This window comes from Mycolicibacterium agri (assembly GCF_002553505.1).
GTDB lineage: Bacteria > Actinomycetota > Actinomycetes > Mycobacteriales > Mycobacteriaceae > Mycobacterium > Mycobacterium agri.
On sequence record NZ_PDCP01000007.1, the window covers coordinates 113,547 to 131,577 of the forward strand.

15 protein-coding genes and 1 pseudogene are annotated in these 18,031 nt (G+C 64.5%); 5 read left to right on the forward strand and 11 right to left on the reverse strand.

From position 1 onward, the window contains the following. Positions 1–3 precede the first annotated feature (3 nt). Positions 4–657: a nitroreductase family protein gene (locus CQY20_RS06100; protein ID WP_097939009.1), complete on the reverse strand. Its 654-nt coding sequence runs from the start codon at positions 655–657 to the stop codon at positions 4–6. 32 nt (positions 658–689) lie between these two features. Between CQY20_RS06100 and CQY20_RS06105 the strand changes: the two genes are divergently transcribed. Continuing rightward, the gene (locus CQY20_RS06105) at positions 690–836 is read left to right on the forward strand and encodes a DUF1059 domain-containing protein (RefSeq protein WP_014817153.1); all 147 of its coding nucleotides are present in this window, start codon (positions 690–692) and stop codon (positions 834–836) included. 19 nt (positions 837–855) lie between these two features. Here the strand turns inward: CQY20_RS06105 and CQY20_RS06110 are convergent, their stop codons facing one another. Beyond that, positions 856–1,872: an Rv1157c family protein gene (locus CQY20_RS06110; protein WP_097939011.1), complete on the reverse strand. Its 1,017-nt coding sequence runs from the start codon at positions 1,870–1,872 to the stop codon at positions 856–858. Positions 1,873–1,914: 42 nt separating this feature from the next. Continuing rightward, positions 1,915–2,481, reverse strand: coding sequence for a hypothetical protein (locus tag CQY20_RS06115; RefSeq protein WP_097939013.1), 567 nt, complete (start codon positions 2,479–2,481; stop codon positions 1,915–1,917). 138 nt (positions 2,482–2,619) lie between these two features. Between CQY20_RS06115 and CQY20_RS06120 the strand changes: the two genes are divergently transcribed. Continuing rightward, positions 2,620–3,870: a mannosyltransferase gene (locus CQY20_RS06120; protein ID WP_097939015.1), complete on the forward strand. Its 1,251-nt coding sequence runs from the start codon at positions 2,620–2,622 to the stop codon at positions 3,868–3,870. On the opposite strand, the gene CQY20_RS06125 is transcribed toward CQY20_RS06120, so the two are convergent. Continuing rightward, the gene (locus tag CQY20_RS06125) at positions 3,806–4,099 is read right to left on the reverse strand and encodes a 4a-hydroxytetrahydrobiopterin dehydratase (RefSeq protein WP_097939017.1); all 294 of its coding nucleotides are present in this window, start codon (positions 4,097–4,099) and stop codon (positions 3,806–3,808) included. The genes CQY20_RS06120 and CQY20_RS06125 overlap by 65 nt on opposite strands. A 26-nt stretch (positions 4,100–4,125) precedes the next feature. On the opposite strand from CQY20_RS06125, the gene CQY20_RS06130 reads away from it, so the two are divergent. Then, positions 4,126–4,545: a (deoxy)nucleoside triphosphate pyrophosphohydrolase gene (locus CQY20_RS06130; protein WP_097939019.1), complete on the forward strand. Its 420-nt coding sequence runs from the start codon at positions 4,126–4,128 to the stop codon at positions 4,543–4,545. 39 nt (positions 4,546–4,584) lie between these two features. Here the strand turns inward: CQY20_RS06130 and CQY20_RS06135 are convergent, their stop codons facing one another. After that, the gene (locus CQY20_RS06135; RefSeq protein ID WP_097939072.1) at positions 4,585–4,857 is read right to left on the reverse strand and encodes a hypothetical protein; all 273 of its coding nucleotides are present in this window, start codon (positions 4,855–4,857) and stop codon (positions 4,585–4,587) included. Between the two features lie 287 nt (positions 4,858–5,144). Here CQY20_RS06135 and typA point away from each other — a divergent pair, with 287 nt between their 5' ends. Further along, entirely contained in the window at positions 5,145–7,046 is a 1,902-nt protein-coding gene (gene typA / locus CQY20_RS06145; protein WP_097939023.1) for a translational GTPase TypA, read from the forward strand. Here typA and CQY20_RS06150 read toward each other — a convergent pair whose 3' ends face one another. Next, positions 7,047–8,192, reverse strand: coding sequence for a hypothetical protein (locus CQY20_RS06150; RefSeq protein ID WP_097939025.1), 1,146 nt, complete (start codon positions 8,190–8,192; stop codon positions 7,047–7,049). A gap of 379 nt (positions 8,193–8,571) precedes the next feature. Between CQY20_RS06150 and CQY20_RS06155 the strand changes: the two genes are divergently transcribed. After that, entirely contained in the window at positions 8,572–10,452 is a 1,881-nt protein-coding gene (locus CQY20_RS06155; protein ID WP_097939074.1) for an ABC transporter family substrate-binding protein, read from the forward strand. A gap of 62 nt (positions 10,453–10,514) precedes the next feature. Here CQY20_RS06155 and CQY20_RS06160 read toward each other — a convergent pair whose 3' ends face one another. From CQY20_RS06160 to CQY20_RS06180, 5 genes and pseudogenes are all read right to left on the reverse strand, one after another. After that, complete coding sequence (locus tag CQY20_RS06160) at positions 10,515–11,948, reverse strand: RodZ family helix-turn-helix domain-containing protein (protein WP_097939027.1); 1,434 nt, start codon at positions 11,946–11,948, stop codon at positions 10,515–10,517. Positions 11,949–12,867: 919 nt separating this feature from the next. Beyond that, positions 12,868–14,130 carry a chloride channel protein gene (locus CQY20_RS06165; protein WP_097939029.1) on the reverse strand — a complete coding sequence of 421 codons (1,263 nt, stop codon included), beginning with the start codon at positions 14,128–14,130 and terminating at the stop codon, positions 12,868–12,870. Positions 14,131–14,236: 106 nt separating this feature from the next. Then, positions 14,237–15,610 carry an outer membrane porin GjpA gene (gjpA, locus tag CQY20_RS06170; protein ID WP_163701652.1) on the reverse strand — a complete coding sequence of 458 codons (1,374 nt, stop codon included), beginning with the start codon at positions 15,608–15,610 and terminating at the stop codon, positions 14,237–14,239. Positions 15,611–16,454: 844 nt separating this feature from the next. After that, positions 16,455–17,402, reverse strand: coding sequence for a hypothetical protein (locus CQY20_RS06175; RefSeq protein WP_133119026.1), 948 nt, complete (start codon positions 17,400–17,402; stop codon positions 16,455–16,457). 86 nt (positions 17,403–17,488) lie between these two features. Continuing rightward, positions 17,489–17,953, reverse strand: a pseudogene (locus CQY20_RS06180) (ATP-binding protein); the annotation flags it as partial. Positions 17,954–18,031: the final 78 nt, after the last annotated feature.

Here is an 18,031-nt window from a genome sequence, read left to right on the forward strand (position 1 = left end):
TCGCTACAGCGGCGTGCCGTCGAAGCGCTCCCTGGTGGCGAAGTCGGCGACGGGTTTGCGGGTGAGCTTACGGACCTGCCTGACCGGCTTGCCCAGCGGCAGCAGCGCCGCGACCGCATAGTCGTCCGGTATGCCGAGTAGCTCTTTGATGCGTGGTTCTGCGGCGACGGCCGCGGTGGTGAGCACCCCGCCGAACCCCTCGTTGCGCGCGGCCAACAGGATGTTCCACACGAACGCGTACACCGACGCGCCCGCGATCACCCCGATGCGGTCCAATTCCTGGTCGAACGCCGCGACGACGTTGAGGTCGACGCACACCACGAGGACGACCTCGGCGGTGTGCAGCGGTGACTGCCGTGGCACCTTGACGGCGTCGACGGTTGCGGTGTCGACGCCGCAGGGCCGCAACGGGTTCCACGGGCCCTCGCCGTTGCGTGCCTGCGCGATGTAGCGCTTCCACGCCGGGATCGCATAATCGCTCAGGGCTTCGCGGGTCTGCTGATCGCGGACGACGATGACGTGGGCGCCCTGCCGGTTCCCGCCGCTGGGCGCGAAGCGCGCGTTGTCGAGGATGCGTTCGAGGACGTCGTCGGGCAGCGGGTTGCCGGTGTATTCGCGGACCGCGCCGGTCGTCCGCATCACGTCGTATAACTCCATGCGATCAATCTTGACTGTGGGATCGTAGAGGCATGAAGACTCACCTGAACTGTCCGTGCGGCGAGGCGATCACAGGTAAGGACGAGGACGATCTCGTCGAGAAGGCTCAGAAGCATCTGTCCGAGGCGCACCCCGGCCGCGAGTACGACCGAGACGCCATCCTCTTCATGGCCTACTGAGCCGGGCCTGAGCCAAGGGTCAGGGCACCACCGTCGAGCCGATGGTGGGCATGAACTGGCACTGCTTCTCGGTGGTGGTCACCTGACCGAAGATCGTCGAAAGGATGCTGCCCGAGCCGGTGTCGACGATGGCGGACAACGTCGTCGGGCCGTCCGGGTTGATGTCCGGGCGTGGCTTGAGCGTGGCGCTGCCTGACTTGCCCGTGCTCAGGTTGACCCAGGTGACGTTCAGCGGCAGCTTCTGCTCCGCCGCGGGACCCGGCGTGCCGACCGCGGTGAACACGTAGGCCGTCTGGCCCGGCCCGGGACCAGGTGACGGGATCTTCGCCGGACCCGCTACCGAGATGGCCGTCGCCAGCACATTGCCGCCGTCCTTGAGGCACCCGTTGCTGATCGACGGGTACAGGAAGTCCTGCGTCGTCGGGGCGTCCGGGCCGAACTGCGCGTTGGCGGCCGGCTGGGGAGCCGGCGACGCCCCGTCCGGTGCCGGTGCTGCGGCCTCCGGTGCAGGCGCCGGTGCCGCCGCTTCAGGTGCGGGTGCGGGCGCTTCGGGTGCAGGTGCGGGCGCTTCGGGTGCAGGTGCGGGCGCTTCGGGTGCTGGTGTTGCGGCTTCCGGTGCCGGTGTCGGAAGCGCTTCTGGCGCAGGGCCGACGGCATGGGCGGGGTCGACGCCCGTAGGCAGGTGCGCCTGCCCCGCCGGCGACGCACCAGGGGCGGGTACGTGCGCGACGGGGTGGGCGACGAAATTGTTGACCGCCGTCGCCACATTCTGGGAGTCGGCGGGGGCCGCGGTGTTACCGGTGAACGCCGCAGCCGCCGCCATCAACATCGAGGCCGCGTTGTACGGATCGGCGGCCGCCTTCTGAATCACCGGACTCAGCGTTTCCACCGCCGACATGCCGGGTGCCTGCAAGGCGTCAATCGGCAGCGGCCCAACAGGATCGGCGTTGGCGGTGCCTGTCATTGCCAACAGCATCGCCGTCGACGAACCAACGACGACAGCGGCGTCGGTGACCAACTTCCTGACCGGTGACATGTGCTTCTCCCAGAGTTAGTGGCGTACGGGGTCAAAGGGATGTCACGGCAAGGCGCTGAGCACCGTCGCCGGCGCGAGGCCCGGCAGAGCCGATGCTGCCACCGGTGCCGCGGCGACGGGTGCGGTTGCGGCGGGAGCCGCGGCGGCCGGTCCGACGCTCGGCGCGGGGGAGGCCGCCGGCAGCAGGTTGGCCAGGCTGACGGGAACGCCGAGCTCGCCCGGCAGCGCGCTGGCCAGCTGCGAGATCGCATTGCCCGGCGCGGCAGGAGCGGCGGCAGGCGCTGCCGCTGAAGCCGGCGCAGCCGGTGCGGCCGGAAGACTGGGCACCTCGGGCAGGGTGATCGACGCAGTGGCGCCGGGCGGAGGCGTGGCCGGAGCCGCGGCCGGTGCGGGAGTGCCCGACATCGCCGAGGCGAGGCTCTGCATCACCTGCGGCGCGGCGGCGCCGACGTTCGACAGGCTGGTGAGCAACTGGGCGCCGGGGTTCACCGGCGCGGGCGGCGTCGGCGCGGCCGGTTCGGCGGTCGCCGTTGCGCTGAACATCAGGGCCGAGACCGCGCCCGCGGCGGCGATCGTGGCTGATACGAGCAGTTTCCGGGTGCGGATCATGATTCTCCAATTCGTTGTTGGCGAAGGCCTGCACCCGAAGCTAGTTAGTTACTGGTGGTACTCAAGTGACACATGTGGCATTTATGCAACCGTTACGGGAGCGACGGCATACGGTGACCGGTCGCTAGAGTCGATCCAATAAAGGTTCAATCCGCTCCGGCAAACACGAACCCGCGGCTGCCCGCGCGATTGGCGGCCGCGGCGCCTTGGCTGCTGCTGATCAGCATCGCCGCGCGCCTGGCGTGGACATACCTGGTGCCCAACGGCGCGAATTTCGTCGACTTGCACGTATATGTCGGCGGTGCAGGCGCTTTGGATCACGCGGACACCCTCTACGACTACGTCTACGCCGATCAGACGCCCGACTTCCCGCTGCCGTTCACGTATCCGCCGTTCGCAGCGGTGGTGTTTTACCCGCTACATCTGCTGCCGTTCGGGTTTGTGGCGTTCGCGTGGCAACTGGGCGTGGTGGCCGCGCTGTACGGGGTGGCGCGCCTGTCGCAGAAACTGCTGACGTTAGACGGTGGATGCGCCAGTCGGCGTGTCGCGATGCTGTGGACCGCCGTCGGCATCTGGCTGGAACCGCTGCGCAGCACATTCGACTACGGCCAGATCAACGTGTTGCTGGTGCTGGCGGTGCTCTATGCCGTGTACAACACGCGATGGTGGGTGTCGGGGCTGCTGGTGGGCCTGGCTGCGGGGGTGAAGTTGACGCCCGCGGTCAGCGGGCTGTACTTCCTCGGCGTGCGGCGGTGGGCGACCGTGGTGTTCTCAGCGGTCGTGTTCCTCGCGACGATCGCCGTGTCGGCTCTAGTCGTCGGCGGACAGACGCGCTACTACTTCACCGAACTGCTCGGCGACGCCAAACGGGTGGGCCCGATCGGCACATCGTTCAATCAGTCTTGGCGGGGCGGCATTTCGCGGATCCTCGGGCACGACGCCGGATACGGCCCGGTTGTCGTCGCGGCCATCCTGGTGACGGCGGTACTCGCATTCCTGGCGTGGCGGGCGGTGGGCACCGACGACCGGCTGGGCGGAATCGTGGTCGTGCAGCTGTTCGGTCTGCTGCTGTCGCCGATTTCGTGGACCCACCACTGGGTGTGGGTGCTGCCGCTGATGATCTGGCTGCTGCACGGCCCGCTGCGGGAACGCCTCGGCGCACGGATCCTCGGCTGGGGATGGTTGGCGCTGACAATCGTCGGCGTGCCGTGGCTGCTCAGCTTCGCCCAGCCGACGATCTGGCAGATCAGCAGGCCGTGGTATCTGGCGTGGGCGGGTTTGATCTACATCGTTGCGACGTTGGCGACGTTGGCGTGGGTCGCGACTACTGCGCGGCACTCCCTACGATCTGGTCGATCTCGCGAGCCATCGCCACGTCCTTCTCCGTGATACCACCTTCGGAATGCGTGACGAGCGCGAATGTCACTGTGCGCCAGCGGATATCAATGTCAGGATGATGGTCCTTCTCCTCGGCCTTAGCGGCCACCTTGCGGACCGCCTCGATGCCGTCGAGGAACGAGGGAAACTTGATCGAGCGGCGCAGGGCCCCGTCGCGGCGTTCCCAGCCGTTGAGGTCGGGCAGTGCGGCGTCGACTTGTTCGTCCGTTAACACAGCCATGATTCGACGGTATACCGTCAGCCGCGATGCCAAACCAGATCGTCGTCGCGGGTGCCCTCATCGCGGGTTCGGCGCTGCTGGTCGCACAGCGCGAACGCCCGCCGGAGCTGGCCGGGCTGTGGGAGCTACCGGGCGGGAAGGTCGCGCCGGGGGAGAGCGACGCGGCCGGCCTGGCCCGGGAACTGAAGGAAGAACTCGGTGTCGTGGTGATGGTCGGCGACCGGCTCGGCGACGACGTCGCCCTGAGCCCGACCATGACGTTGCGCGCCTACCGCGTCACCCAGACCGGAGGCGAGCTTTACCCCAATGACCACCGCGCGCTGCGATGGGTGACCGTCGACGAGCTCCAGAGTTTGCCGTGGGTGCCCGCCGACCGAGCGTGGCTGGGGGCGCTGACCGATATTCTTCGTCGCGAAACGGTATTCCCGCAGGAAAAGGGCGAGTAGGGCCCCGCGAGAACGCAGTCTCGCGGTCAGCTCGGTAGTTCAGTAGTGCAGCACGTCGTTGACGACTGGCACCTGCGATGCCGACCGCGGGTGATGGAGCGCATGAATCGGATGCGTCAGCACCGGGTGACGGCAGTGCGGGCACGACCCCTGCGGGGCGTTGGCCGACGCGAAGGTCAAGTGCCGACACGACGCGCAGCGGACGACATAGACGGCCCCGATCCAATTCAGCAGTCCGACATAGATTGCCGCCGTCGTAGCGGTCGCCAACACCGCGATGAGAACGATGGTTAGTACTTCGTAAACCGACAATTTCGCCACCTCCGACTCTCGGATGTCGGACAGGTTTACGGTACGCCCGCGACCTTGGAGGAAGCTATGAATTGCGCGCCCGCTTGTACACCTTGACCAGCTGTTTGCCACGAAGGCCGTTCCGTTGGGCCGTATGCACACGGCTGACGACGACGGGGAAGCGCTTGCAGCGCGGCTTGCTGCGGCAGCACTTCTTCTTCGGTTTGAGGTCGGCGAACTTGCTTGGCTTCAAGTGACGGGCATCTCTCGTTTTCGTGATTGGCCGACCGTACTGGGATGATTCAAAGGTGGATTCTCGCCCCGACTTCCGAAACGTAGCCATCGTGGCACACGTCGACCATGGGAAGACGACCCTCGTCGACGCGATGCTGCGGCAGTCGGGTGCGTTGACGCACCGCGGTGACGACACCACCGAGCGCATCATGGACTCCGGCGACCTGGAACGCGAAAAAGGCATCACCATCCTCGCCAAGAACACCGCCGTGCACCGGCACCACGGCGACGGCAGTGTCACGGTCATCAACGTCATCGACACCCCCGGCCACGCCGATTTCGGCGGCGAGGTGGAGCGCGGCCTGTCCATGGTCGACGGGGTGCTGCTGCTGGTGGATGCGTCGGAGGGGCCGCTGCCGCAGACACGGTTCGTGCTACGCAAGGCGTTGGCCGCGCACCTGCCGGTCATCCTCGTGGTCAACAAGACCGATCGGCCCGACGCGCGCATAGCCGAGGTCGTCGATGCCAGCCACGATCTGTTGCTGGATGTGGCGTCCGATCTCGACGACGAGGCGCAGAAGGCGGCCGAGCACGCGCTGGGCCTACCGACGCTGTATGCCTCGGGCCGGGCCGGGGTGGCGAGCACGTCGCAGCCGGCCGACGGCCAGGTGCCCGACGGCGACAACCTCGATCCGTTGTTCGACGTGCTGCTCGACAACATCCCGCCGCCGTCGGGCGACCCGGACGCGCCGCTGCAGGCGTTGGTGACGAACCTCGACGCGTCGACGTTCCTCGGCCGGTTGGCGTTGATCCGCATCTACAACGGGCGGATTCGCAAGGGCCAGCAGGTGGCGTGGATGCGCCAGGTCGACGGCGCGCCCGTCGTCACGTCGGCCAAGATCACCGAGCTGCTGGCGACCGAGGGTGTGGAGCGGCGCCCGACGGACGAGGCCGTCGCCGGGGACATCGTGGCCGTCGCGGGCCTGCCGGACATCATGATCGGCGACACGCTGGCCGACCCCGATCACGCGCACGCGCTGCCGAGGATCACCGTCGACGAGCCGGCTATCTCGGTGACGATCGGAACGAACACATCTCCTTTGGCGGGCAAGGTATCTGGCCACAAGCTCACCGCGCGGATGGTGCGCGCGCGGCTGGACCAGGAACTCGTCGGCAACGTGTCGATACGGGTGGTCGACATCGGCCGACCCGACGCCTGGGAGGTGCAGGGCCGCGGCGAACTCGCGCTTGCGGTTCTCGTCGAGACGATGCGCCGCGAAGGTTTCGAGCTGACGGTGGGCAAGCCGCAGGTGGTGACGAAGACGATCGACGGGCAGCTGCACGAGCCCTACGAGGCGCTGACGATCGACTGCCCGGAGGAGTACGTCGGCGCGATCACGCAGCTGATGGCCGCGCGCAAGGGGCGCATGGAGGAGATGACCAACCACGCCGCGGGTTGGGTCCGAATGGATTTCGTTGTGCCCAGCCGCGGGCTGATCGGTTTTCGCACCGACTTTCTCACCGAGACCCGCGGCACCGGCATCGCCAACGCGGTGTTCGACGGGTATCGGCCATGGGCGGGGGAGATCCGGTCGCGGCACTCGGGATCGTTGGTGTCCGACCGCAGCGGAACCATCACGCCGTTCGCGCTGATTCAGCTCGCCGACCGCGGCCAGTTCTTCGTCTCGCCCGGCGAGGAGACTTACGAGGGGCAGGTCGTCGGGATCAATCCCCGGCCGGAGGACCTCGACATCAATGTCACCCGCGAGAAGAAGCTGACAAACATGCGGTCGTCGACCGCCGATGTCATTGAGACACTTGCGAAACCGATCGAACTCGATCTGGAGCGCGCGATGGAATTCTGCGCGACCGACGAGTGCGTCGAGGTGACGCCCGAGGTGGTACGCGTGCGAAAAGTGGAACTCAACGCAACCGCCCGGGCCCGCAGTCGGGCCCGGGCGAAAGCGCGCGGTTAGTTACTGGCTCTCGTTGGAGCCGGTGTCGCTTTTCTCGTTCTTCGTTTCCTTGTTCTTCTTGGCGTTGGTCAGCTTCTCGACCCTGCGCTCGAACCGGTCGGCGGCGGCCTTGATCTCGTTGTTGACCGTCTTCAGCACCTTACGGACGGGCTGGGGATGGTTCGTCTTCTTGCTGCCGGTCGAATCGCCGGCCTTGGTCGCCGTGTTGCCCTGCCTGCTGGCCATGATGCTGCTATTCGTCACGTCGTCGACGTTGAGCACAGTGCGAACGGTCTGTCGAACGGTGTCCCGGGCACCCAGGAGAACGTCGGCGCGGAAGCGCGTGATCTGGCTCTCGTTCATTTCCCGCGGATCGGTGTTGGGATCCTGACCTGTCGGCGCGGGTAGCACGTCATCGACCGCGAAGACGACCGGGTCGATCACGTAATTGGGTGCATCGATATAAGCCTCAAGCGCCGTGTAGAGCGCCCCGTTGTCGCCTGTCTCGAAGCTCTCCTGCAAGCCCTGCGCAACTCCGACGAGACCGAGCGGCGCCAGCGCCGCGCTCTTGACGGCGCGCACCGTCGTGTCGCCCAGGCCGGCGCCGAGCCGTGCGGCCGCATAGACGACGCCCTGGTCGGGATTCGTCGGGCCTTCGACTCCATTGGCATCGGCGAACGCCTCACGTACCTGGTCCCTGAGGGCGAGCAGCACATCGGCGCGGAACTGCGTCACCAAGCTGCTGTTCATATCCCTGGGGTCTTCCGCGGGATCCTGGCCCAACGGTTCGGGCAGCACGTCGTCGATCGCGAAGATGATCGGATCGATCACGTAGTTCGGCCCGCTGAGGTAGGGCTCCAGTGCTGCGTACAGCGCCGCGTTCTTGCCTTCTTCGTCCGCGCCCTCCGCTGCGGCGGCGAGAATGGGCAGCAGGCCGAACGGTGAGGTAGCTAAGCTGCTGGCGAAGCGGATACCGGATTCCCCAAACCCTTCGCCCAGGCGCACTGCCGCGTCAATCGGGTTGTTCGAGGCGGCCGCCAGTTCGACCTCGGCGTTGACGCTCCTCAAGACTTCCGGCGCTTGCTGAGCCGTCGGTGCCGCGACCATAACCCCGGCACCGACCAGCGCGACACCTGCAGTGACGCAGCCTTGAACACGATCCTTCATCTGTTACTCCCCCAGGAGATGTATGCCGATAGAGCACGTTTTTGAACTCCGACGCGTGGCGGTCGGCGTAACTGAGACTACGCCATGTGACAGATTCATCTCAGGCAAATCTCAGGTAGATCGATCCCCTAATTCTTGATTAGGGGATTTGCTGGTGTCGACCTGGGGAGATCGCTGTGAAGTGACTGATTCGGCGTTGCAGATATTGACACAGACGAAAACAGCATGCTATGGGGTGTCGTCAAGCCACCCTCAGGTAGTGGCGACAGCGGATCTCGGTTCAGGCCTCGGCAAATGCTGGCCACCAGCTGTTGGCGCGATGTGGATGTCCTGGTCGCGCGGTGGCGAAGGAGGGCTCAACGCTGTGGTCGATACCCTGATGGACGTGCCGACTGCCTGCCCTCGTGCCTGGATCACGCGTGGCGCAGTCCTCTTTGCATCGGCGCTGCTGGTCGGTGGTTGCACCGTGAGCCCGCCGCCCGCGCCGCAGAGCACCGACACCACGGAGACGACGACTCCGCCGCCGCCGAAGGCCACGCAGATCATCATGGCCATCGACACCATCGGCCCGGGTTTCAACTCACACCTGCTGTCTGACCAGTCGCCGGTGAACGCGGCCATCAGCGCGCTCGTCCTGCCGAGCTCGTTCCGGCCGGTGCCGGATCCGGCCTCGCCGACGGGCTCGCGCTGGGAACTCGACACGACATTGTTGGAGTCCGCGGAGGTGACGAACGAGAACCCGTTCACCGTCACCTACAAGATCCGGCCCGAGGCGCAGTGGACCGACAACGCGCCCATCGCCGCCGACGACTACTGGTATCTGTGGCGGCAGATGGTCAGCCAGCCCGGCGTCGTCGACCCGGCCGGCTACGACCTCATCACCGGCGTGCAATCCATCGAGGGCGGCAAGACCGCGGTGGTGACCTTCTCGCAACCGTATCCGGCGTGGCGAGAACTGTTCAACGACATTCTTCCCGCGCACATCGTCAAAGACATCCCGGGCGGCTTCGCGTCGGGACTGGAGCGGGCATTGCCGGTGACCGGCGGGCAGTTCCGCGTCGAAAACATCGACCCGCAGCGCGAGGAAATCCTTCTGGCGCGCAACGACAGGTACTGGGCGGACCCGGCCAAGCCGGATGAAATCCTGTTCCGGCGGGCGGGTGCGACGGCGGCGTTGGCCGATTCGATTCGCAACGGTGACACGCAGGTTGCCCAGGTGCACGGTGGCACAGCCGCATTCGCACAGCTGTCGGCGATTCCCGACGTGCGTACGGCGCGGATCGTCACGCCGCGGGTCATGCAGTTGACCCTTCGAGCGGACCAGCCAAAGCTCGCGGATCCTCAAGTACGCAAGGCGATTTTGGGTCTGCTCGACGTCGACCTGCTGGCCGCGGTCGGTGCGGGCAGCGACAACACGGTGACGCTGGCTCAAGCGCAGGTGCGGTCCCCGTCGGATCCTGGTTACACGCCGACGGCGCCGCCAGCGATGACGAGGGAGGCGGCGCTGCGGCTGCTCGGTAACAGCGGATATCAACTGGTTCCGGTCGAGCACGAGACGGCCCCCACGCCGGGCACACCGGTTCCCGACGACAACCGAGGACGCATCACCAAGAATGGTGTGCCGCTGTCGTTGGTGATCGGCGTGGCGTCCAATGACCCGACGTCAGTGGCTGTCGCGAACACCGCCGCAGACCAGCTGCGCAACGTCGGCATCGAGGCCTCGGTGTCGGCGCTGGATCCTGTTGCGCTGTACGGGGAAGCGATTACCCAGAACCGGATCGACGCGATCGTCGGCTGGCATCAAGCCGGCGGTGATCTCGCCACCGCGTTGGCTTCGCGGTACGGCTGCCCGGCGCTCGAGGCCACTCCGGTGACGACCACGGGCGGTCCGGCGTCGACGTCGACGCCGTCGTCGCCCCCGAGTCCGTCACCGACCACCACGGGAACGACCGCGACTGCGACGACGACGAGCCCGGCGCCGGAATCTGACGAGCTCATTCAGGCGCCGAGTAACCTCACCGGCACGTGCGATCGGAGCATTCAACCGAAGATCGACGCGGCATTGCGTGGCACCGAAGACATTTCAGAAGTTATCGACGCGGTAGAACCTCGGCTGTGGAACATGTCCACGGTGCTGCCCATCCTGCAAGACACCACGATCGTGGCGGCCGGCCCGCGAGTCCAGAACGTCAGTCTGTCCGGTGCCGTCCCTGTGGGCATCGTCGGCGACGCCGGCAACTGGATCAAAGAACCGCAGTAGCCCGAAAAAGGGATCGGCCCCCTGCCGGGAGGGGGCCGATCGGTTGAGCGGATCCAGGTTGCCTACTCTGCGCTCCCATCGCCTGCACTCGAGCCACCGGAAGTCGAACCGGCAGAACCACTTCCGCTACTGCTGCTAGTGGAGGTCGAGGTCGAGCTGTCCGACTTCTTGTCACGACCAAAGCCGGTTATTCCCTTGATCGTCTTCCGCGCGGCGTCCCTCAGGCCCTTTGCAAAGTTCGAACCTGTGTGGGCGCGAGGCCGGTTGCTCTTGGTGGCGGTCGAGTCGAGTATGACGAGATTGCCGTCCTTGGTGGTCTCCTTGGCGGTCGGTGTCGTCTCCTCCGACACTTCCTCTGTCGCAGTCGGGGTCGTCGTGCCCGCGTCGACGGCTCCGGCCGGCTCCTCGGCCTGTGCAGCATCATCCTTGGGTGCCGGAGCGGTTTTCTGAAGTGGCGCAGTAAAAGTGAAGGACTGAGCCGCCTTCGTCGGAGCCGAGGTGACGGCAGTCGTCGGAACCGACGCGACGGCAGCCGTTGTCTCCGGCGGCGGTGGGAACGAGGGAGTCGTGATCGCCGCCGCGATTGCCTCGCGAAGCCGTTGCAGGCCCGCAATTATGCCGAAATCCAGGTCCAGTGCACCGGTGAGCACAGCCGACGTTCCATTGGCGGCCTCGTTGACGATCGTGTTGAAGGTCGTCTCGAAATCGCCGCTTTGTAGGCCGTCGATCAGGGCGCCCACAGTGTTTCCTGCGGCATCGGCTACGCCCCCGATCGTTGTTAGCGCTCCCACGCCGATCACTAGCAGGTTGAGCGGGTTTCCTAGAACCCCAAGCGCTGCCTGAGCATTGGCCAGTGGTCCTGCTGCGATCGGTAACAATTCCGCAGCGTCGGCCAACGGTCGTTGCAATGCCTGCGTAAGTGTCGGGAGGAGCTCAAGGTTCGCCAAGCTTGGACCGAGGACAGTTAGCAGAGGAATTGCAGCTAGGAACTGGAATGCTTGTCCGAAATCACCTTCCTGCAGAAATTCAAGCGCTTCTTGCAGGTTCCCCTGTACGGTGCCTGGCTCGGTGCCGAACAGCACCTCGGTCAGGTTCTCTACGAAGCTCTGGCTGACGCCAGCCAGGTCACTGATTGTGCCGAGCTGGCCGGCGACCGCTTGGAGCAAGAGTTCGGGTACACGCGGAAGTACGCCGACTTGTGCTTCGAGGGCTGCGCCGATGTTGCCGACGCCGTTGATCTGATTCGTGATGATCTGCGCCAAGATCGGAACCGGGTCGGCGCCTATCAACTCGCCCACTGCCTGCAGATTCGCCACGGCCTCTTCGAAGACCGGCGCGAACACGTCGATCGGGTTCACGAGCGCGGACAACTCGACCGCGGCGCCGCGGACCTCCTCCACAGCTGACGGAGGCACCGTGACCGGGGAAACAGCGATGACGCTGGCCCCCACCAGCGCAATGCCCGCAGTGGCATACGGCCGCAGGGCTGCTTGCATGACCGACTCCTTTCAAATCAAAGCCGTGTGGCGAATGACACACCAGAACTTACTCACAAGTAAGGAGCAAATCCAGAGGTTTGGCAAATTAGTTTGGAGAAATTACTTGGAGTGTCAATTAGCAACTAGCTGGTAAGACAGTCCAAAATTGCTGATGTTGATAATTCTCTAGTTAACTATCACGAAATAGCAACTTTTTGGTACGCCGGTTGGATTTGGCTAGCTAAGGCCACGCAGAAGGCCCAGCCGAGTTTGCCTGGAATTCGATTCCATACCAATTTCCCATTGCAAAGACATGTGGCAAAAGACACCGGGTTTGCGTCTCCGCGCGTTTCGTTCAACCGACCGGTTCGGTAGCAGGGGCCTCAGCGAAACCTATCGTCTTGTCGGCAGCAACGAGTCGGATTCAACGTGTCACAGCCTGTCAGCCGTTCGCGACTGGTACGCGTTGCTAACTTTTCCCAGATCGACCTTCGGGTACCGACGGCAAAAGGATCGGCTCGCGGACTGAGGGGATCGATCGTCGGGTGGGTTAGGCAGCTGGCGCCGGCTCCGGTGACTTCTCCTACTTGGCAGGTGCCGGAGTGGGTTCCCGTGGTGGCACTCCCAACGCGGATTTGATGCGTTGCGCACCTCTTTGAGGATTCCTGCAACGCTTTTCACCCCGCCGAGACTCGGTCGAGACATGTTTGGGCGAATCACCTCGGGCTTAACTACATCGTGCCCTCATCGTTCGAACCGCGTGGGGAATGGTGTGCCGCTGGTCCTGGCGAGGTGCTGCTCAGCAGAGCGGCCGCGAAGCGGGTTGTTGAAATCTTGCGCCGACTGCTGAGTGCCCCGCCGGATCTTCACACGCGTCCTCGACGCCCGACGGATCGTCACCGGCGATGCGAGCTTCCGATGCCGACGTCTCGTCTGGCTATGGTCTTTTGCTGGTAACGGCGCCAGTGTGGCCGTTGGGTATGCGACGCCGCTCGATCGCCATCGACAGGTAGTGAGCCGCAATGGCTGCCACGAGGAAGGGTGCGAGCAACCACCACGGCGGCCGTGCCAACTCCCACACAAAGATCGCCGCCCAAATCGGCGCACGCTGGGTGATGGCGAGTACCCCCGCGGCGCATGTGAGCGACACGGCGGGAACGCTGACGTGATGCTCGGTCCAGGTATTGATCGCCAATGCCACGACCGAGCCCGTTGCCGCGCCCGTTGCGAGGGCTGGAGTGAGCATGCCGCCGACGGCGCCTGCACGTAGAAACAGCGCTGTAAGAAGTGGTTTGAGGAAGAGGATGATTATCGCGGCACCGAGCGTCATGCCGCTGTTAAGGGTGACGGTCAGGATGCTCTTGCCGTTGCCAGGCAATTCGGGCCACCAGATCGAGCAGATGCCGATGACTAGCCCCGCCGCAGCGATCGCTGGTATCAGGAGCCAATTCTTCGGTGTGTGGTGTGCCCGTGCGGTGGCCATGAGGCGGTTGAAGGCCATTCCGACGCCAAGCGCGAGCGGTGCCAGAACGACCGCGAAAGCAGTTAGCAGATAGGATAATTGGGGGTCTGGCCAGTCCAGAGGTGCGTCTTCATGGGTGAGCGGGGACGCGACCGCCACGGCGAGGCTCGATGTGATCAGCGCGGTCCCGACGGCGCGTGGATGCCAGGTCTTCAGCATGATGGCGGTCGCAAAGAGTGCACCGCCGACGGGGACGCTGTAGACCGCGGCCAGACCTGCTCCTGCTGCGCATGCGAGCAGAATCTCGCGATCTCGTTCTGTCAGTGACCACCGCGATACGCCGAGATCCCCGAGGGCAGCGGCGAATTGACGTGGCGCTCCCTCGCGGCCAAGCGAGGCTCCCGATCCGACGAGTAGCACTTGAAGTGCTGCATCAATCGTCAAGGGCACATGGGGGATACAGCGGTGCGTAGCAATGGTTTCTGCTAGTGGTGGCACCTCGGCGCGGCGGCGCAGCATCCACCAGCCGAAACCGGCGAGGGCACCGCCGATCATCGGGCCGACGGCACGCCGGACCGGGCTGCTGCCCGTCACGCCGGCGAGCAGCGTGCCGAATGTGTAGTGATAGGTCAGGTGCTCGACGAAGCGGAGCAACAAACTGGTGCACAGGCCAGCGACGCCGGCCAAAAGTCCGACGATAACGATGCCGCAAGCGAACTCAAGGTTGCGCCTGTTCACCTGGCGAATCTATGCCAACCAGGTGGTGGCGCGGACTAGCTTTTCGTGCGAACTTTGAGAAGCACCCCACCTCCCCTAGGAGATGGGGTGCTTCGTCAGCAGGGCGTTACTTGGTGTCGGCGGACGTTCCTCCGTCGCCGCCACTGTCGTCTTTGTCGTCGTGTCGGTTGTCGCCGCCGGTGATGCGCTTGACCAGATCGCGGACAGGTGTTTTACCAATGCCCGGACGGTGCTTGACCGAGCCACCATCATCGGACCCGACCGCGGTGGCATTGTTGGTTTGCGCGCCGTCCCGAGCAAGGGGGTTGTGCTTGAGCACGTTGAGCAGCGGCCGGTCCGTCCGTGCCACGGAACTCACCAGCTTACCGAGATTCGGCTTCGGGGAGATCTGCTTCGACGCCTCGCCGGCCGCTCCAGCACCACCGGTTCCCTCATCGGGCAGAGCCATCAGCGGAGCCGGATCGCTTGCCGTGGTGTTCTTTTCGGGGACGTCCCGCTTCGGCTCGACGTCGAGGGTGACAAGCTGCTGAGTCGTTCCGGTGATGGCCGACCGCGACTCGACCGCAGGCTCGGGAGCCTCCCAACCGATGGCTTTCGCGACCACTTTGGACAAGTCGATGAGCGAACCGATCGCGCCCGGCCCTTGTCCTGGTACAGCGAGATCAGCCGGGACTCCCAGGATGTCGTCTAGCGGGATGTTTAGATCTAGTGCGTTGAAGATCGAACCGCCGGGACTCAACAGCCCACCGAACTTTACTCCGACGGTGGTGCCCTCAGGCAGCAGATCCGAGCCCACGAGCGAGATCACCGGGGTGAGGTCGAGTACCTGTCCGCCGTTGAGGAACGCATCAGCCATATTGGCGGGGGTGTTGACCAGGGCATTCAAAGCCGTTTCCATACTTGGGGTTTCGCCCGTGACACTTTCCATCATCACCTGGGTGTTGGCCACTAGTGCCAGCGCCGGACCGATCACCGGGCCGACCAGCCCGAGCAGGACGCCGCTGAGCGACGATGTGGAGAAGGCAACGATCGGCACAAGCTCGGCCGGCAGCAATGGCGGAAGCATCCCGGGAATGCCCGTGACGAGGATGTTGTAAACGATCAAGTGCAGTGGATCTAGCGTGTCCTGATCCTCTACGAACGGTGCCTCGGCCGCGGCTTGCAGGTTCGCCACTACTTGTTCGGCGATCGCTTCGACGTCCGGAAGCTCACCCACGTAACCAATCTGGTTGGCGATGAACTGCTGCACCACCGGGAATGGGGCGCTACGCCATTCGTCAATCCGCGCCGTCAGATTTGCCTCCGCGTCATCGAGCACTTGTTGCCACTCGGCGATGGGGTCGACAGCGGCGGTCAGCTGTATCGCAGGATCGGGCGTCTTCAAGTCGGGCAGAGACGGCGCCACTGGCGTGACCGCGATGGCACCGGCTCCGACAAGGGCTATTCCGGTAGTGACGTAGGGGCGTAGTGCGTGATGCATAGGTACCTTCCGGCTTTCGTGGGCGGGCTTTCGTGGCGGGACTGTTGAGCAGTCAAGAACCTAACCGCGGAAACTCATCTGTTTCTCAGGTTTCGTCGGGGCATCGTCTGCACTAGTTGACAACGCAGAAACATTCAATAGGCCTACTAGATAGCCTTGTGAACTGGGCTTTTAATGACTGCCACAGTCATGGCAAGCTCGTGTCAGGGTCAGCCATGAAGGATCAAAGGCCCATGTCGGCGCGGTCGTCCGTTGCGCAGCGCAGCGCTAACGTACCTAGACGCCGGGGCCGGATATAACACTTCGGCAACAGCCGTTCAAATTTTGTCAATAACCGGCAGGAAGTAACTGACAGACTCGTTAATAGCGCGCGGCGGATCGAATTTCGTGTGGGTACTGTCGCCCGCGCGTTTTGCGGTGCCTGGAGTGAGGCGGCCATGCTCCCGAGCCGCGAGTAACACTTGAGGTTCTGCGTCAATCGTCAACGGCAAGTGGGGGATACGGCGGTGCGCAGCAATGGCCTCTAACAGTGGTGCACTCAGCGCGGCGGCGGAGTGCTCCGCCGATCATCGATCTGACGCACGCCGGGTCGGGATGCTGTCGGTGACGCCCCGAGCAGCGTGCCGAATGCGTAGTGATAGGTCAGGTGCTCGACGAGGCGAAGCAGATCTCTGAACAGACCGTCGACGCCGGCCAATTGACACGACGAGAACGATGTCGCATCAGGGCTCAAGCGTGCGCTGGCGAGCGTGGCGAATCTATACCCGTTGCGCGAGTTCTGCAGGAGGGGCGCTCTTTCGCTTGATCGCAGCCCTCGTGCAGAACTCGACGCGATCGGGTTGCTCTACTCCGCGGCTTCGTCCTTCGCGACTTCCTTCTTGTCCTTGTCCTTGTCCTTGTCCTTGTTTAGGCCGCCGCCGAGAACGCGCTTGACCAAGTCGCGGACAGGCGTCTTGCCGATGCCGAGTCGATGTTTGGCTGGCGATGCGTTCTCATTGCTCGCATTAGTGCCGAGGGTGCGCTTGACGACATTCAGTAGCGGGCGATACTTCTTAGGAGCGACCTTCTCCTCGTCAGTTGTGGCGGACAAGTTGTTCACATCGTTGGCGCGCGACACCCCTGATTCGGCGACCATTTCCTCGGGGGCCAGGACTTGCGTGACCAAACCTCGCAGTGTCGGGATGGTGCCCTGAAACTTCCCAGCGAGAGCGGGATGCGGGGTCGGATCGGGATCAATTACCGGCTCGAGTTCGACCTCGTTGATCAGTCCTCCGGCTCGGACGTCGGAGATGGGGAGTGGCGCCGGAATGAAGTCACCGATGACCGGAGCTAGGTTCGGACCGAATCCACCGTTCACAGCTCCGTCGATCGGCAGTCGCACCAGATCCAGTGAGTTGTCTACGAAGTTTGCGAAGGAATCAGAGTCGACGAGGTCCTGGAAGGCGTGACCAGCGGCTCCGGTTCCGCTAATGAGTGGCCCGAAGAGGCCGACAGTTCCAAGGGCAAGGAAGCCGGCAGCCTCTTCTTCCTCCATTCCGAGGATTGGCGCCACCAGCGGCGCGGCGAGTTCGACAATGCGGACGCTGGCCGCGGTCGCGGCGAACAGTACCGCGTTGACGCCATCCTCGATCGGCCGGCTCTCTGCTTCGACTACCGCGACGCTGCTGCTAAGCGTCGTCATTTCCTGCGGACTGACGAGAGAAAAAAGCAGTTGAATGAGTTGTTGAATCGTGGGGATGGTTCCCGGGATGTCGGGGTTGCCCGGACCTATTAGCCCGCCGGCTTGGCGCACGATCTGTTGTAGTGCAAGCAGCGCTGATCGCGCTCGTCGAAAGTCCTCAGGTGTGCTCGTCGAAGTTCCTCACCTGTGAGCAGCGGTCAGTGTAGTTGTTGGCGGTTGCCGGTGGTGGTTCGGCGCAGGGTTTCGGCGGCTGCTTGGTGGTCGCGCAGGCGGTAGGACTCGCCGTCGAGGTTGATGACCACGGAGCGGTGCAGCAGGCGGTCGAGCATGGCGGCGGCGACGGTGGTGTCGCCGAGGATCTCGCCCCAAGCACCCACCCCGCGGTTGGTGGTGATGACGATGCTGGTCTTCAAGTATCGTTGGGAGACAACCTGAAACAGCGCCGATGCGGCCTCGGCCGGCAGCGGCAGGTAGCCCAGTTCGTCGATCACCAGCAGTGTTGGGCCGGCGTAGAAGCGCATGGTGATGGCCCAGCGGCCCTCGATCGCGGCCCGATGGCAACGGGCCGCCAGATCAGCAGCGGTGGTGAAGTAGGTCCGGTAGCCGGCGTGCGCGGCGGCTCTGGCCAATCCCACCGACAGGTGCGTCTTGCCGGTGCCCGGTGTTATCAACGGGTAGCAACACGCTCGAATCTATGTATGTGACAAGGGGGTTGGAGCTGGGCAAGTCATCGTTGTTGC

Coding starts and splice junctions, on each gene's coding strand:
- CQY20_RS06150 (WP_097939025.1), bottom strand. CDS start 8,192: ATGAAGGATCGTGTTCAAGGCTGCGTCACTGCAGGTGTCGCGCTGGTC.
- CQY20_RS06130 (WP_097939019.1), top strand. CDS start 4,126: ATGCCAAACCAGATCGTCGTCGCGGGTGCCCTCATCGCGGGTTCGGCG.
- CQY20_RS06155 (WP_097939074.1), top strand. CDS start 8,572: ATGGACGTGCCGACTGCCTGCCCTCGTGCCTGGATCACGCGTGGCGCA.
- CQY20_RS06110 (WP_097939011.1), bottom strand. CDS start 1,872: ATGTCACCGGTCAGGAAGTTGGTCACCGACGCCGCTGTCGTCGTTGGT.
- CQY20_RS06160 (WP_097939027.1), bottom strand. CDS start 11,948: ATGCAAGCAGCCCTGCGGCCGTATGCCACTGCGGGCATTGCGCTGGTG.
- CQY20_RS06125 (WP_097939017.1), bottom strand. CDS start 4,099: ATGGCTGTGTTAACGGACGAACAAGTCGACGCCGCACTGCCCGACCTC.
- CQY20_RS06100 (WP_097939009.1), bottom strand. CDS start 657: ATGGAGTTATACGACGTGATGCGGACGACCGGCGCGGTCCGCGAATAC.
- gjpA (WP_163701652.1), bottom strand. CDS start 15,610: ATGCATCACGCACTACGCCCCTACGTCACTACCGGAATAGCCCTTGTC.
- CQY20_RS06105 (WP_014817153.1), top strand. CDS start 690: ATGAAGACTCACCTGAACTGTCCGTGCGGCGAGGCGATCACAGGTAAG.
- CQY20_RS06115 (WP_097939013.1), bottom strand. CDS start 2,481: ATGATCCGCACCCGGAAACTGCTCGTATCAGCCACGATCGCCGCCGCG.